Annotated in this window: 18 protein-coding genes; 5 read left to right on the forward strand and 13 right to left on the reverse strand. The window is 56.2% G+C overall.

Annotated features, from left to right (window positions below):
• The gene (locus HZB34_17415; protein MBI5317742.1) at positions 1–273 is read right to left on the reverse strand and encodes a response regulator transcription factor; all 273 of its coding nucleotides are present in this window, start codon (positions 271–273) and stop codon (positions 1–3) included.
• Between the two features lie 132 nt (positions 274–405).
• On the opposite strand from HZB34_17415, the gene HZB34_17420 reads away from it, so the two are divergent.
• Entirely contained in the window at positions 406–3,021 is a 2,616-nt protein-coding gene (locus HZB34_17420; GenBank protein MBI5317743.1) for an FtsX-like permease family protein, read from the forward strand.
• Between the two features lie 291 nt (positions 3,022–3,312).
• On the opposite strand, the gene bioB is transcribed toward HZB34_17420, so the two are convergent.
• The 8 genes from bioB to rplU all read right to left on the reverse strand — a co-directional run bounded on the left by bioB (position 3,313) and on the right by rplU (position 9,864).
• A complete protein-coding gene (gene bioB / locus HZB34_17425; GenBank protein MBI5317744.1) occupies positions 3,313–4,356 on the reverse strand; it encodes a biotin synthase BioB in 1,044 nt (347 codons plus the stop codon).
• 84 nt (positions 4,357–4,440) lie between these two features.
• The gene (locus HZB34_17430; protein ID MBI5317745.1) at positions 4,441–5,841 is read right to left on the reverse strand and encodes a tetratricopeptide repeat protein; all 1,401 of its coding nucleotides are present in this window, start codon (positions 5,839–5,841) and stop codon (positions 4,441–4,443) included.
• Positions 5,842–5,845: 4 nt separating this feature from the next.
• Entirely contained in the window at positions 5,846–6,226 is a 381-nt protein-coding gene (rsfS, locus tag HZB34_17435) for a ribosome silencing factor (GenBank protein ID MBI5317746.1), read from the reverse strand.
• A gap of 28 nt (positions 6,227–6,254) precedes the next feature.
• A complete protein-coding gene (gene nadD, locus HZB34_17440) occupies positions 6,255–6,938 on the reverse strand; it encodes a nicotinate (nicotinamide) nucleotide adenylyltransferase (protein ID MBI5317747.1) in 684 nt (227 codons plus the stop codon).
• 79 nt (positions 6,939–7,017) lie between these two features.
• Entirely contained in the window at positions 7,018–8,139 is a 1,122-nt protein-coding gene (gene proB, locus HZB34_17445) for a glutamate 5-kinase (protein MBI5317748.1), read from the reverse strand.
• Positions 8,121–9,146 (reverse strand): GTPase ObgE, encoded by a 1,026-nt coding sequence (gene obgE, locus HZB34_17450; GenBank protein ID MBI5317749.1) that lies wholly within the window; start codon positions 9,144–9,146, stop codon positions 8,121–8,123. Before obgE ends, proB begins: the two co-directional genes overlap by 19 nt.
• Positions 9,147–9,273: 127 nt before the next feature.
• Positions 9,274–9,537: a 50S ribosomal protein L27 gene (rpmA, locus tag HZB34_17455; GenBank protein ID MBI5317750.1), complete on the reverse strand. Its 264-nt coding sequence runs from the start codon at positions 9,535–9,537 to the stop codon at positions 9,274–9,276.
• A gap of 12 nt (positions 9,538–9,549) precedes the next feature.
• On the reverse strand, positions 9,550–9,864 hold the full coding sequence (gene rplU / locus HZB34_17460) for a 50S ribosomal protein L21 (protein MBI5317751.1): 315 nt from the start codon (positions 9,862–9,864) through the stop codon (positions 9,550–9,552).
• A 246-nt stretch (positions 9,865–10,110) separates the two neighbouring features.
• On the opposite strand from rplU, the gene HZB34_17465 reads away from it, so the two are divergent.
• The 4 genes from HZB34_17465 to msrA all read left to right on the forward strand — a co-directional run bounded on the left by HZB34_17465 (position 10,111) and on the right by msrA (position 12,276).
• Positions 10,111–10,257 carry a hypothetical protein gene (locus tag HZB34_17465; protein MBI5317752.1) on the forward strand — a complete coding sequence of 49 codons (147 nt, stop codon included), beginning with the start codon at positions 10,111–10,113 and terminating at the stop codon, positions 10,255–10,257.
• A gap of 170 nt (positions 10,258–10,427) precedes the next feature.
• Positions 10,428–11,045: an OmpA family protein gene (locus tag HZB34_17470; protein ID MBI5317753.1), complete on the forward strand. Its 618-nt coding sequence runs from the start codon at positions 10,428–10,430 to the stop codon at positions 11,043–11,045.
• Between the two features lie 85 nt (positions 11,046–11,130).
• Positions 11,131–11,526 carry a PilZ domain-containing protein gene (locus tag HZB34_17475; GenBank protein MBI5317754.1) on the forward strand — a complete coding sequence of 132 codons (396 nt, stop codon included), beginning with the start codon at positions 11,131–11,133 and terminating at the stop codon, positions 11,524–11,526.
• A 186-nt stretch (positions 11,527–11,712) separates the two neighbouring features.
• On the forward strand, positions 11,713–12,276 hold the full coding sequence (msrA, locus tag HZB34_17480) for a peptide-methionine (S)-S-oxide reductase MsrA (protein MBI5317755.1): 564 nt from the start codon (positions 11,713–11,715) through the stop codon (positions 12,274–12,276).
• Positions 12,277–12,325: 49 nt separating this feature from the next.
• Here msrA and mtnC read toward each other — a convergent pair whose 3' ends face one another.
• The 4 genes from mtnC to ttcA all read right to left on the reverse strand — a co-directional run bounded on the left by mtnC (position 12,326) and on the right by ttcA (position 15,115).
• A complete protein-coding gene (gene mtnC, locus HZB34_17485) occupies positions 12,326–13,015 on the reverse strand; it encodes an acireductone synthase (GenBank protein ID MBI5317756.1) in 690 nt (229 codons plus the stop codon).
• Positions 13,016–13,022: 7 nt separating this feature from the next.
• Complete coding sequence (locus HZB34_17490; protein MBI5317757.1) at positions 13,023–13,550, reverse strand: cupin; 528 nt, start codon at positions 13,548–13,550, stop codon at positions 13,023–13,025.
• Positions 13,525–14,109 carry a methylthioribulose 1-phosphate dehydratase gene (gene mtnB, locus HZB34_17495; protein MBI5317758.1) on the reverse strand — a complete coding sequence of 195 codons (585 nt, stop codon included), beginning with the start codon at positions 14,107–14,109 and terminating at the stop codon, positions 13,525–13,527. Before mtnB ends, HZB34_17490 begins: the two co-directional genes overlap by 26 nt.
• A gap of 133 nt (positions 14,110–14,242) precedes the next feature.
• The gene (gene ttcA, locus HZB34_17500) at positions 14,243–15,115 is read right to left on the reverse strand and encodes a tRNA 2-thiocytidine(32) synthetase TtcA (GenBank protein MBI5317759.1); all 873 of its coding nucleotides are present in this window, start codon (positions 15,113–15,115) and stop codon (positions 14,243–14,245) included.
• Between the last annotated feature and the right edge of the window lie 120 nt (positions 15,116–15,235).

Below are 15,235 nucleotides of genomic sequence, written 5' to 3' on the forward strand. Positions count from 1 at the left end.
CTACTTGGCGCCGAACGTCTTGGCCAGGAGACCCAGCTGCAGGGCTCGTCTGAGCAGCTGTGCAACATTTCGTACATTCAAACGTCGCATCAAGTTGAATCGGTGTACTTCGACTGTGCGCACGCTGATTTCCAGGACCTCCGCAATCTCGCGGTTTGTGTGGCCGATCGACACCAGGCGAAGAATATCACTCTGCCGAGGTGTGAGGAGATCGGCATCGATCTCTTCCTGTAGCGGCTGGACTTTTCGGCTCAGAACAGTTCTCGCACCCATCAGTTACCTCTCATCTTCAACTCACGCGAGTCTAGCAAAGGTGGGTATTGCTGTAAATGAAACTGCTGATTTGTGCAGGGCTCTGTTCCTGGCCCGAAGGATTCGTTCGATGAATAGCTCACTCGGTCTCAGATGAACAAACTATTGTCTCTCCATCTCACTCTGATCCGTGCGCATGCGCTCCAGCGGCCATTTCGTGCTTGCCTCAGCATTGCCGGAGTGGCCCTGGGTGTGCTGGCCTCAGTGGGTATCGGGACGGCGAACGTTCAGGTCCTGCGATCTTTTGAACAAGCCGTCACGACAGTCGCCGGTTCCGCCACAGTGGAAATTGTGGGCAACGATCTCGGAGTGGATGAATCGGTGATTACGGCTGTCCGTGTGATCGAAGGAGTGGTGAGCGCCGCGCCGGTCATTGAAGAATCCGTTATGGTCGCCCAGGGGGAATCACGTGGCCAAGCGCTTCAGGTCTTGGGGCTGGATCTCCTGGCAGAGGTTGGAACGCGCGGGTTTCGACTATCGCAGGCTGACACCGATGTGGCGCTGGAGGCGCTCTTGGCTCCCGACACGCTGTACCTTGGCCGTCAGATTGCTGCAGATCTGAAGGTGGGGGTTGGTGCTGTCATCGAGGTAACTGCGGGAGGACGTCCAGCCAAGCTACGAGTTGCGGGGCTCATCCAAACAGAGGCGGAGGGTTCGACACTCTGGGATCGGCTTGCGGTGATGGATATTGCCGCGGCGCAGCTGTTGTTCCAATCATTCGGGCGGTTGGATCGGATCGAGTTGGTGACGGCGCCTGCTCGAACGCCAGAGGATATCGTGACTTCCGTGCGAGCGGCTCTTCCTCCCCATCTTGTCGCGCAACGGCCGGCGCAACGGTCAAAGCAGCTCGAGAACATGGTGTGGGCCTTCCAACTCAACCTGTCAGTCATGAGCTGGGTCGGGCTGCTCATCGGGGCGTTCTTGATCTATAACACGATCGCGTTTGCCGTGGCGCAGCGGAGGCGCGAGGTCGGCATCTATCGCGCGCTTGGCATGACGGAGCGGCGGGTCGCAGGCCAGTTTCTGGCAGAAGCGGGCTTGCTCGGTCTGCTTGGCGGGCTATTGGGAGGTCTTGGCGGGGTCTGGCTTGCCAGGAGTTTGGTATCGATCGTGAGCCGGACGATCTCCGACCTGTATGCACCGGTCACGTCGGGCGGGCTGATCCTGTCGGTGGACATGGTGACACTCATGGCAGTGGCAAAAGGAGTTCTGCTCGGGACAGTCGTCTCGATGGTCGGGGCCTTGGGTCCCAGCGTGGAAGCAGGCAGGACTGTGACTGCCCGTGCCTTGGCGCCGGGAGACTATGAGTCGACTCGTCAATTGAGAGTGGGCCTGTTCGGTTGGATCAGTCTTGTATTGTTCGTGCTGGCAGGCCTTTGCTCGCTGATGGGGCCAGTCGGAGACCTACCGCTCTTTGGCTATCTTGCAACAGTATGTGTGTTGGGGGCGCTTTCCTGTCTTGCGCCGCTCTGTATCCAGGCGCTGCGCCAGCGGCGCTCCCATCCGGACGGCACGATGATGCTCGGGGGGAGTCTCAGGCATATCGCGGCAGACCAGGCGGCACGCCATCCGGGCAGGAACGCAGTAACGGTATCGGCGTTGATGGTGGGACTGTCGGTCATGATCGGTGTGGCTGTCATGGTTCGTAGTTTTCGTGACACGGTCGAGGTCTGGGTGGATGAGACCGTGATGGCCGATCTCATCGTGGCCCCGCAATCGTGGCTTCAAGGGAAACAGGTTGGGCAGTCGTCGCGCGCCTTACCAGGGACCTGGCGTTCAACCCTGTCGTCGATTGATGGCATTGCCGCGGTCGATACCCTCAGGGAAATGTCTGTCGGCGTCGACGGGCAACCGGTGGCGTTGGTGTCACGGGACCTCCGGCTCCATGCGCAGCGCAGCCGGTATCGGATGGTTCGAGGGGATTCGACCGAAGCGTTGCAACGAGCCGCCGACACAGGCGGCATCCTTCTGTCGGAAGTGCTCGCAACTCGCTTACAGCTTCGGGAGGGGAGCAAGGTTTCAATTACGACGCCGGCAGGACCTGTGACTGTGTCCGTTGAAGGGGTCTTTTACGATTATGCGACCGACGGTGGGAAAATCGTGGTTGATCGAGCCTGGTATCAGCGAGAGTGGCGCGATGATCGGGTGAACGTGTTTTCCATCTACTTGGCTGCCGGGGCTGATGCAGAACAAGTTCGGCAGTCGATTATCATGCACGTCGCGGGGCTTGATGGAATGACGGTTCCACCGCTGGTGATTCGAAACCACGAGTTGCGGCGAGAGATCCTCGAAATCTTCGACCGGTCCTTCGAATTGACCTATGTCCTTGAAGCCATCGCCGTTTTGGTGGCCGTGCTCGGCATCGTCAATACTTTGGTGACGGCGGTGTTGGAGCGACGACGTGAATTTGCTTCGTTGCGGGCCATTGGCGCCGGCACGAGGCAAGTGGAGCGATTGGTCTTGTGGGAGGCGGCCTATCTGGGGTTGATCGGGGCAGTTCTAGGCGTCGCGGGAGGCCTACTGCTCGCTCTACTGCTCATCCACGTGATCAATAAACAGTCCTTTGGTTGGACGATTCAGATGACGGTTCCAGCTGGATTGATTCTGCAAGCAGTAGGACTCGCACTCACAGCTGCCCTGGTAGCCGGCTTCTTCCCGGCACGTTGGGCCGCGCGGCAGCCTGTGGTGGAGGGGCTAAGGGAGGAGTAGGCGGCCTGGGTTGGTCCCCTTGCTCACGGAACGCCCACGATAAAACAGTGGTCGTTCGACGTGCGCAGTGGAGGACCAACCCAGGCCGCCTACTCGGGAGAGGAAAAACGAGCAAGCTTGGAAGGGTCATTGTAATGGTGTGCTCGCGCAACGCGCGGTCGCGGACTCCCCTCGTTGGACGCGCTCAGTGGGAATGAACAGGGATTGCTATTCCTTCTGGTAGGGTGGGGTTGGGAGACAAAACAGTGCTCGCTCGACGGGCGCAGTAGACATGAAGGCGCCGAGGCGTACTCAGTGCCGTACGTTGAGGGGTTCGAGCGACTGAGAACGAGGCTGGGGGCCTTTTTCAGCAGCCGCTTGGTAGTCCACTTCGATCTTGAAACCCAGATCCTCGATCATGCTCCAGACTTCGTGGGCTGGCTGGCCTGGTGTCGTGAGGTAGCCGTTTACGAAGATGGAGTCGGCTGGGTAGAGGGCTAAGGGCTGTAGGCTGCGGAGGTTATGTTCGCGGCCTCCGGCAATACGAAGTTCGGTGCGCGGGTGGAGGAAACGGAAGAGGCAGAGGACTTTCAGACATCGTTGTGGCGTGAGATTGTCGCAGTTCTCTAACGGGGTGCCTGTCGCCGGATGGAGCATGTTCAGTGGAATCGAATCCGGACTGACTTCGCGGAGTGCCATGGCGAGGTCGATGAGATCCTCGTCCTTCTCACCCATGCCGACGATTCCACCGGAGCAGATTTCCAAGCCTGCCGCTCGAGCACTCCGGATGGTGCTCAGTCGGTCCTGGAATGTATGGGTGGTACAGATCGAAGAATGAAAGGCTTCGCTCGTATTCAAGTTATGGTTCACTCGATCGACTCCTGCCGCTTTCAGTCGCTTGGCCTGTTGTTCATTCATAAGGCCGAGTGAACAGCAGATCTGGATCGGAATCTCCTCCTTGATTGAGCGGACGGCTCCGGCGATTTCGTCGATTTCACGGTCCAACGGACTTCGACCGCTGATGACGATGCAATAACGCTGGGCTTTCGACGCTGCCGCCTGTCGGGCACCAGCGAGCATCTCTTGTCGGGGCAGGAGGTTATAGCGCTCGATGGGGGCAGTGGAAATCGCAGACTGAGAACAGTAGTGGCAGTCTTCCTGGCAGGCCCCGCTCTTTGCATTTTGCAACATCTGGAGGCGAACGGTCTTGCCGAAATAGTGGGATCGGACGGTGAATGCGGCTTGGATAAGCCCCAGTAACTGCTCATCCGGACTGTTGAGCACAGCCTGGCATTCGCTTCTGGTCAGCATTTCGTCGCGCAAGGCTTTGGCAGCAAAACCCTGATAATCGATCATAGGACACTCCATCGCCTGTAGAGGTTGCGTTGATTGCGACGCGGATGACGACACGTCTGTGTGGTAGACCAATTGGCCGAAAACCTACACGGTTTCGAAGGGAGAAGCAATGCCCTGGTAGGGAACCGTAGAGACTGGCAGGGGGGCGCGGTCCTGACCTGGGACCGCTTGACCGGCATTGGGCCATGGCAGCGCGACTAACGTATTCCAGGTCCCACAGCGGCGGCAGCGACCAGACCAGTCGGTCGATTCTTGCTGACAGGCGGTACAGACATACGGGACGACGACACGCTTTTTGAAATGTAGGGCTTTCTTGAGTTCGCTGACGGCCTCCTCCATCTGCTGCTTGCGTAGAAAGAGATTGGCCATGATCTTATGGTAGTCGACCAATTGGTCCTGTATTCCTTCAACGGTCGAAAGGATGTCGAAGGCTTCGTCGACCATCTCGAGTCGGTAGTAGAGCTTGCCTAGATAGAACTGCAGGGTGGGATTATGCGGGTCTTGACGGAGAGCCTCCTGATAGACACGGATAATTTCGCTGGGTTCGCCCTGTTCGAGAAAAAGTTCTTCCAGGCGGTGCAAGATGATGATGCTGCGGGTCTTGGCATAGACCTTCTTGAGAATTTCTACCGCCTGCTTGGTCTTGTTTTCCCGGATCAAAATTTCACCAATGCCGATGTAGGCAGGCAGGAACGTTCGGTCTTTCTTAATGGCGCCTCGGAAATAGCGCCGAGCTTTGTCGGGATGGCCCCGTTCCAGCAGTTGGCGTCCGACCTCGTAGGTGCAGCCGGTGAGGAGGTGAGCCGCAGCCTGCCGTTCCGGCTCAGGCAGGTTGGCCTTGAGGAGACGATGTTGGATTTCGAGCGCCTCACTCCATTTTTCGAGCCTGATCAACAGATCGCGCTTGCGGATGAGCGCGGTAAGGTTATCCGGTTCGATCTTGAGCATCTTGTGCAGTGTCTGTAAGGCGTCCTCATAGCGCTTGGCACTCTCCAAGTCGTTTGCCAGCTCCAGCAGGATTTCAATGTTCCGGTCGTCGACTCGATTCGCTCGTTGGTGGAGGCGGATCGCTTCGGTGAAGTTGCTTTCTGCGCGGTAAATGTTTCCCAGCCAGAGCAGCGAGTCGACACGATTTGGATCCATGGCCAGCGCCCGCTCGAACAGGCCTATGGCTTCGACGGTGCGTTTTGACATGAAGGCATGGGTACCATCACGATGGAGCGCATCGATTTTTTCCTTGCGCCGCAACAGCCTGGTGCTGCGCCAGTTGCCAATAACATGGGCCGTCTCCCTCATGCCGACTGCCAAGGCCACGAGCACGGCGCCGACAGCCATGGAAAAGACGATGAGTGTGACAGGACTCAGCTCGAACTGGATGGAGGGGCTGGTCCGGACTTCGACCGTGCCGGGGTTCAATTCGCGGAAATAACTATAGAGAAAGATTCCGGCGCTGATAAGAAATATGGTGATGAGCAGTCGGAGCATCGGACTAGGCCTTTGAATTCACGGATGCTTTTTTCCGTTTCACGGACCGAATGGCGGTAGCCGGTTTTGTGGCCGGCGGTTCGTCCGGGATGGCGATGCGCTTCGCGTCGGCCCACAACCGTTCGAGCGCGTAATGCTCCCGAACATCCTGCCTGAAAATATGGGCGATGACATCGCCAAAGTCTATCAGGACCCACTGAGTTGACCGCGTGCCCTCGACGCTCAGCGGTTTGGAGCCGGAGCGAGAGAGGCTACTGGTGATATGGTCTGCGATGGCACCAGCTTGACGATCCGAATCTGCAGAGCCTATGACTAAGTAGTCGGCAACAGAGGTCAGCGGGGCTACGTGAAGGATAAGAGCCTCGGTGGCCTTTTTGTCACGCATTGCCCGGACAATGGCGAGGGCCGTAGACCTAGCTGTTTGTGCGATCGCGCTCCTCTTGGTAGAGATGATGTCGAAGTATATAAGATTCCACTAATGGCGGCAATAGATTTGCCACAGGGAGTCCTTGGCGAATTCGCACACGAATGTCTGATGCGGAAACTGCGCAGGGTGGTAGCCGGAGACAGGTCAGTTGTTGCTTCCCAAGAGGCACTTCTATTCGGGAAATCCGTCCCTCGTCCAGGTCCGTCAGTGAAGAGGATGGAATCGGCGGGAGTAACGAAATAGTTGAGACGGAGCGAAACGATAGACCAGGCCTGGAGAGGACGACGAAGGAGCAGAGCTGCAGGAGTGTCAGAGGGTCGCGCCAGGAAGGGAACTCCAGGAAGGCATCGAGCCCGATGAGGAAGAATAGTTGCGTGTGCGCTCCATACTCCTGTTGCAGTAGACGAATGGTGTCGATGGAGTAGGACTTGCCCGGTCGGCGGATTTCCACATCCGAAATGACAAGAGAGGGGGCTGAGGCGATGGCAAGGCGAACCATCTCACAGCGGTGGTGGACCGGTGCTAGGCTGTCGTTCGGCTTATGGGGTGGGTGACTCGTGGGAATGAAGAGGATTTGGTCGAGCCCGAGGGCCTCGCGTGTCTGCTGCGCAATAGACAGGTGACCGTTATGCACTGGGTCAAAACTGCCGCCCAGTAGTCCAAGTCGCATAGTCGGCGTTGGAGGGTGAGTGGTGACTGGTGAGTGGTGAGTCGTAGAATCTTGAGCGGGCATAACTCACACTCGGGGTCTACAAGATGGCGAGGTTGTCCCGGTGGATGACTTCTTCATATTCCTGCGGGCCTAGCTGCTGCTGGATCTCAATCGTTTTTAGCCCTTTGATGCGTGCCAAGGTGTCTGAGGAGAAGTTCACGAGCCCTTTGGCGAATTCTTTGCCGTCTTGGTCGAGGCAACTGACTGCATCTCCCGTCTCGAATGGACCACTGACATTCAGAATGCCGGAAGCCAACAGGCTCTTGCCACGTCTGGCCAACGCTTCGACAGCTCCAGGGTCGAGTGTCAGGGTCCCTCGCGGCCTGAGGGTGAAGGCGATCCAATGTTTGCGACTGGTGAGCCGACGTTCCTTCGCGAGAAAGAGGCTGCCACCTGATCCGCCGGCCAAGACTTGTGGAAGGAGGCCGGCTCTTTGCCCGTTCAGGATCAACGTGGCGACTCCATACTCACTGACTTTCTTCGCCGCCTTGATTTTCGTGGCCATGCCCCCAGTTCCCTCGAACGTGGTGGAGACGCCGGCTCGTTCTTCGATCTCTTCAGTAATATCCTGGATCAAAGGGATCAGCGTGGCCGTGGGATTCTTGCGTGGGTCCTGGGTGAATAGGCCGTCGATATCAGACAGGATGATGAGAAGGTCTGCGTCAACGAGATGAGCCACTTCAGCAGCCAGGGTATCGTTGTCTCCCACGCGGATTTCATCCACGGCGACCGTATCGTTTTCATTGATGATGGGGATCACGCCGAACCCGATCAGCGCTGCCAAGGTGTGGCGTGCATTGAGAAACCGTCGTCGATCGGCAAGATCCTGGTGAGTCAATAGAATCTGCGCCACTTTGACGTCGACTCGCTCAAACGATTTTTCGTATGCCCACATGAGCCGGCTCTGGCCGACCGCCGCGGCAGCCTGTTTCACAGGGAGGCTTTTAGGGTATTCCTTGAGACCCAATTTCCTGATGCCGGAAACAATTGCGCCGGAGGAGACGATCAAGACCTCACGTCCGCTCGACCGGAGTACCGCGATTTCACCCGCGAGCCGATCAATCTGTTCCGGGCGTAATCCTGTGTCTCGGGACGCAAGGAGACTGCTCCCGATTTTGATGACGATGCGCGTGGCCTGTTTTAAAAGTTCGTCTCGCATGCTGTGGTGCGAAGTTCCGCCACCCGTTGTCCCACATAGGTGACGAGTTCCATCAGCCCTTCTCTTGTAGCGGCAGAGATCGAGAAGCATGCATACTGATGATCCGTACAGTACTTTTGCAACTCACGTAGGTACATCCGATCTCCGGCCACGTCGATTTTTGTTGCGACCACCGCGAAGGGGCGCGCGGTGAGCCGCTCATCATAGGCGGCCAATTCTTGGCGCATGATCTCAAAATTTCTAACGGGCTGTTCAGTCGCCCATTCCGACACATCGATCATGTGCAGCAAAAAGGACGTGCGTTCGATGTGCCGAAGAAATTGGAATCCCAGTCCCTTCCCTTCATGGGCGCCTTCGATGATTCCGGGAATGTCCGCGACGGCAAAACTCTCTCTTTCTCCCCAACGAACGATTGCCAGGTTCGGGGTCAGCGTGGTGAAGGGATAATCGGCGATCTTCGGTCGTGCTGCTGAGATCGTCGCGATGAGCGTCGATTTTCCCGCATTGGGAAGGCCCACGAGCCCGACGTCGGCCAACAGTTTCAGTTCGAGTCTGAGCGATCGTTCTTCTCCCTCTGTGCCTGTCTCGAACTCCGTGGGCGTGCGGTTAGTCGAGGTAGCGAAATGACTATTTCCTCGCCCCCCACGGCCCCCATGAGCTCCCACGAATTGCTGTCCAGGGGCGACCAGATCAGCCAATATCTCATTCGTCTCTTCATCGAAGATCACAGTGCCGACGGGAAGGGGTACAACCACATTCTTTCCGGTTCTTCCGGAGCAATTCGCAGCGCCACCCTGGCGACCGACCTCAGCTTCGTAGTGTTTTTGGTAGCGGAGGTCGAGAAGAGTGGTTATGCGAGGGGACGCTTCAAATAGAACGTCGCCGCCGTGACCGCCGTCACCACCGTCCGGCCCGCCGCGTGGGACAAATTTTTCGCGCCGAAAGCTGCATGCGCCGTCACCGCCACGGCCGGCTTTGATATGGATATGGACTTCATCGACAAACATGGGCGTATCACTTCAGCAGCTGATGGTGTTAGTCATGGCATGCGAGGAACATCCCGTCGCACTCCTGCCTATCACCGGGAGTTCTCGTGGCGACGAAACTGTGACGAGAAAAGAGGAAAAGAATGTACTATGAAGCCGAAGGTGCGGAGTAGACACTGACCTTCTGCCGCCCGCGGCCACGTTCGAATTTCACAGTCCCTGTGATGCGAGCGAAGAGGGTATGGTCTTTGCCGAGGCCTACGTTGAAACCGGGAAAGAACTTCGTCCCTCGCTGACGGATCAAAATGGATCCGGCCTTCACGGTCTGTCCGCCGTAGGCTTTGACGCCAAGATATTGGGGATTGCTATCCCGTCCATTTCGAGTTGATCCGCCGCCTTTATTTGTTGCCATGACTGGTCCTCGTTAGGCTGTTTCGATACCGGTAATACGCAATTTAGTAAAGCCCTGGCGATGGCCATTGGTCCGCCGATAGTTCTTGCGCCGCTGTTTCTTGAAGATGGTAATGGAGCGGGTCCGGCCCTGGCTGATGATCTCAGCCTTGACTGTGGCCCCTTTGACCAGCGGTTGTCCGATCTCTAGCCCTCTATCGCTGTGAACCAGCCGAACTTGACCCAGCTCGATCGCCCCTCCAACATCGCCCGGTAGCGACTCGACTTGAACCAATGATCCTGTTTCCACCCGATACTGCTTGCCACCCGTCTCGATGATTGCGTACATAAGCCCTTGTCTCCATTCTAGAAGCTGATTCTGTAACATAGGCATTTGAAGCATGTCAAGGTTAGGGCATGGGAACAACTCGACGGGGATGCCCGCTATCCCCCGTGTTTCCAATACCCTATGCAATATGTGTTAGTAGCTTGCGAGGTGCCTAATGAGGTGTCTCACACGGTGCTATGCTAGACGCAGTACCCTTTGAGAATCTCTAGTGCATAAGCGCATTGTCATCAAGAAGGGGGTCGCATCATGAACCATATAGTCCCCCATGAAGTCAGGGCTAGTTTTTTTCTGATGGTGGGCTTGGCCATGTTGGCCTTTATCTGCGGCGTGGCCGCTCTAAGTACTGTCATGCGTCCGGCTCGGTGGACTGATCGTAAGTCAGCTCAATTTTAGGCTTTTTCCTCTCAGCTCGACCCTCCTGCGCCCGTCCGCAAGCGCGAGATCCAACAACCTGTCAATTTATGTGAAACAGCGACTGGCCGGGTTGGACCTCATTTTTGCATGCAGGTGCTATATTTGATCTACGCTGGCGAAATCTTATTCCAAAAGATGGGGGAACAATCATGATGGGAAGTCCAATGAAAACAGCTGCCGTGGCAGCAATGGGGTTCATCCTGCTGGTGGGTCAGGGTTGTGGCACGAAATGGCTGCAATCTGATGGAGAGACGGGGGCGGGCACCGCGCAAAAAGGTGGTTCAGGGGGAGCACTCAGTGGTTTCTCCAAGAATCCCTCGGAAGAGCGCCTGGGGAAGGGCGGCGATATTGCCTCGCTCTCCTCTTCAGGTGGGATAAGCGCCCGTCAGCGTGCGGAAATAACCAAAGAAGAAAAAGCAGCCATCGAAGCCGGCTTACTCGATGTGTTCTTCGGATATGATCAGTGGACCCTTTCAGATGCTGGAATGGAGGCCTTGAATCACGATGCACAGTGGCTGAAAGATCATCCTAATGCGGTGATGAAGGTTGAGGGGCATGCCGACGAACGGGGCACGGCCGACTACAACCTCGTCTTAGGGGATAAGCGAGCCAAGACCGCGCGTAGCTATCTGATTGAGTCGGGTGTGGGCCCGAAGCAGCTGGCGATCGTGTCGTACGGCAAGGCGCGTCCTTTCTGCATGGAAACTTCTGAGTCCTGCTATCAGCAGAACCGTCGGGGACATGTCCTGTTGAATCTAAAGAAATAACCAAAATATTGGAGACTTCCCATAGGGACCCCGGCGCCTCGTTACTCAAGCCCGGGGTTCCCTGTTTGAAGGGGGCAAAACAGGCATGGCTCTCATGAAAAAACAGCGGGATTCAACGAAGAGAAATTCTCATCCGCACATGGTCAAAGAGCAGTCTCATAGAGAGAATCGACAACAGCCACGGTTTACCTCGCAGTTTAGAAGCACCTTTTCAGGCGAGCAACGGGAAGGCCAAGGCCGGACGCTGGATCTCTCCTCCGGCGGCTGTATGATCGAAACAGATCAGCCGGTTGTCACGGGAGCTACATTTGAATGCCGCATCTATGTTCCCGGGCTTGATTGGCCTTTGCGGATCGACGAAGCTCAAGTGCGATGGGTGAAGGCCGGGACATTTGGAGTCCAGTTTACGAAGATCCAGCCAGACGAAGCAGTAAAACTCGAGCGAGTCATTGCCAGTCTCAACGAAGAACTGAACGCGTAGCCTTTCCCCTTTTCCCACCCGGTTTAGCCAATTTGGTCGCTCCCCTACAGTGACGCGTGAGGATCTCCCTGTTCGTTCACGAACTGGTCGCAGCCTCCCGATTCTTTATGGTATAAGGCTCGACAGGAGCTGAAAGAAAGACCTTCCAAGACTCATTTTCAGACCGCGTAATCAGAAGTCTGTACGATGGATCAGACTGCACCTCCGGTACAGAAGGGATTCAGCATTGCAACCGTGGCCGGCGGCTGCTTTTGGTGCCTCGAAGCGGTCTATGATCAGATGAAGGGTGTGGTGGCGGTCGAGTCCGGCTACATTGGTGGTCACGTAGACCATCCAACGTATGAAGCCGTGTGTAGCGGCAGGACTGGTCACGCAGAAGCAGTCCGTGTCATGTTCGATCCCACCGTCGTCAGCTACCGCGAGTTGCTGGAAGTGTTCTTTGTCATCCACGATCCTACGACCCTCAATCGGCAGGGGCACGATGTCGGGACTCAATACCGCTCAGCAGTCTTCTTCCATGGACCTGAGCAGAAACAGATTGCTGAGGAGGTGATCGCAGGCATGACGAAGGAAAAGCTCTATGCCAACCCGATCGTAACGGAAATCACTCCCGCCGGGACCTGGTACGAAGCCGAGCCCTATCACCAGGAATATTTTGCACGGAATCCCTTCCAGGGCTACTGTACAGCTGTGGTCGGGCCGAAAGTGGTTAAGTTCCGAAAGCAATTCGCGTCGAAGTTAAGGCCGTAACCCTTCCCACTTCATTGAGGTATCCCAAACGATTCGTTCGCCCGAATTCCTATTCTGCAGGGGGAAGGAGCGTGAGGTCTGGATGAATAGGATGGCGGGTACTCGCATCGGTTCCAGGCCGCACGATGTGGGCGGTCCTGAAGCCTATCGATGCAGCAGCATCCAGTTCGAGTTCCGCGTCCGACAGAAAAAGAATGTCAGGAGGCGGTAGATCGATCTGATCGCTGATCTTGCGGTAACTCGACGAGGTCTTTTTCTCGCCGACAGTGGTATCGAAAAAGTGCTCAAACAAGGAAGTCACATCCCCGACGTTGGTATATGCAAAGAGGAGCCGCTGAGCCTGTTCTGAACCTGAGGAGTAGATTCCCAAGCGGATACCAAGAGTGCGCCATTGTGTTAAGACAGGCAGGACATCGTCATACAGTTGCGGTGCAAAAGCCCCCTGTCGATAGCCCTCATCCCAGATCATTCCCTGCAATGCTTTGAGGCCGGCCATTTTTCGGTCCTGGTCGATCCACCCGGTCAGCATGGCTGGCAGCTCCTCATACGCGGGGCGCGTTCCTGTTTCGCGCTCCATGACATCCTGACATGCTGCAGTCAACTGTAGCACATTGGGATCATGGCGCCGCTCTTTGAGAAAGGGCGCGAGACGGTGTTTGGCAAAGGGAAAGAGGACCTCGCGGACAAAGGCGACGGAAATGAGAGTGCCTTCGATGTCCATGAGGATGTATCGGACCATGAGGCGGCTACCAGCGATAGCGCTGATCGATTCCGGAATTTGTATAGTGGGGAACCCAGCCGGCCTGGTCGGTGAAGATCCGAATTGCCCGCACCTTTGGAGGATCACCTAAGTCGAACCAGTGTTTTGTGTTGGCCGGAACAGAAATCAGATCACCTTGCTCGCACAACAGGGCGAAAACTTCATCGTCGTCCCCTTCTGTATGAAACCAAAAGAGGCCGTGGCCTTCAACAAAGACACGCACTTCATCCTCGCTGTGAGTGTGTTCTCGGAGAAATTTTTCGCGAATCCCTTCCAAATTCGGTGTCTGCCCATCCACCGCAATGACATCTGTCGTGTGGTACCTGTATTTTTTCATCAAGGGTTTGAGTAGGTAGTCGTAGGCGGCGAGGACCTGCTCGTTCGTGGCGCTGGAAGGTAGGTCTCTGTCCGCGGACCACCGTTCATTGACGATGCCTCGCAGGTCGAGAAATTGTCGGACGGCAAATGGATCCTGCAACGTCACGTTCTTATCGGGTATTCGCAGAGTAGCCATGCCACATCACCTCTCGTTGGCATTGGAGAAGATATTCGAAGACTTCGAGATGTCGTTTCGCCTCTGGTATATCCTTGCCCCAGGCATAGAGGCCGTGTCCTGCCAGCAAAAAACCATAGCAGGATCTCTCACTCGACAGAGATCGTTCCACAAGCATCGACAATGCCTGCATATCCTGTGAGTTCGGAAAGACCGGCAAGGAGATGTCTACTTCATGAGTATCGATGCCGCTCAAGCCCTTCAGCAATTCCCACCCGGAGAGGAGAACTCGGCCTTCATCACGGGCCAGGTAAGAGAGCAATGCTGCAGGGAGTGAGTGGGTGTGAAGTACGGCTCCGGCTCCCATCGTGCGATAGAGAAGGACATGGAGAGGGGTTTCAGCAGAAGGATGCAGTCCGTTTGCATCGATCGCGTTGCCATGCTGATCGACGGAGAGAATGTGTTCAACCTCGATTGCGCTTTTGTCCACCCCAGAACTGGTAATCGCGCAATAGGCGGGGGCCGCATCCTCCGGTAACCGCACGCTATAGTTTGTGCTTGTGGCGGGAGCCCAGCCCATGCGAGACGTCCATCGGGCAGTCTGGACTAGCTGTTCAGCGAATGTTTTGAAATCGGGATAGTGTGGCACAGCCTACAACCTGCGCTAAAGTAGATGCCGCTGATCTTACTCCCATTCGGGAGAATGGTAAGACTCATACGGATGAGGAATGGTCTTGATCCAACCATGCGTCATCTTCCCCCTTCGTCTGGTCAGAAGCCTGCAGCCCTATGAAGTCGAACAGCCGTCGATCCAGAAGAAGCGAAGGCGCCACGTTCGACAGGGCGGCGAACATACTGTCCGTGCAGCCAGGCGACCGTTGTTCCCATTCGTGCAGAAACTCCTTCACCTGTTTCCGCTTGAGGTTCTCCTGTGAGCCGCAAAGATCGCAGGGAATGATGGGGAACGCGCGGAGTTCCGCATACCGCGCGAGATCGCTCTCCCGCACAGAGGACAATGGACGAATGACCACATGCCGGCCATCTTTCGACCTCAGTTTCGGGGGCATCGTCTTGAGCTTGCCTGTATAGAGCAAGTTCAGGAACAGGGTTTCAACAAGATCATCGCGGTGGTGACCCAATGCGATCTTGGTCGCGCCCAATTCCGTGGCGACGCGATAGAGTATGCCGCGGCGGAGTCTGGAACAGAGCGAACAAGTGGTCTGTCCCTCGGGGATGAGTCGCTTGACGATTGAGTATGAATCTCGTTCTTCGATATGAAATGGTATCCCGATATCTGACAGATAGTTCGGGAGGACATGGGCAGGAAAACCCGGCTGCTTTTGATCCAAGTTCACCGCAACAAGGTCGAAGTGAATCGGAGCACGCCGTTGCAAGACCATCAATAGGTCAAGCAGAGCATAACTGTCTTTCCCGCCGGAAAGGCATACCATAACCTTGTCGCCATCCTGAACAAGACCATACTGGCCGATGGTATCCCCGACGAGACGGAGTAGCTTCGTCTGCAGCTGTTCGGTGATTTCGTCCAGTTTGGGACGTGTGTGCGAAGGGTTTGCCAAAGGTGACATGGGTTGGCATTCTACGCGCCCAACTGTATGTCTGTCGATCGTTAGTCGGAGGTCCCATGGAGAAGGATGAGAATCGATCCAGGAGGAAAATTGGGTCAGTACTATTCGTATGTACGGGGA

The organism is Nitrospirota bacterium, from assembly GCA_016219645.1.
In the GTDB taxonomy this organism is placed as follows: Bacteria; Nitrospirota; Nitrospiria; order Nitrospirales; family Nitrospiraceae; genus Palsa-1315.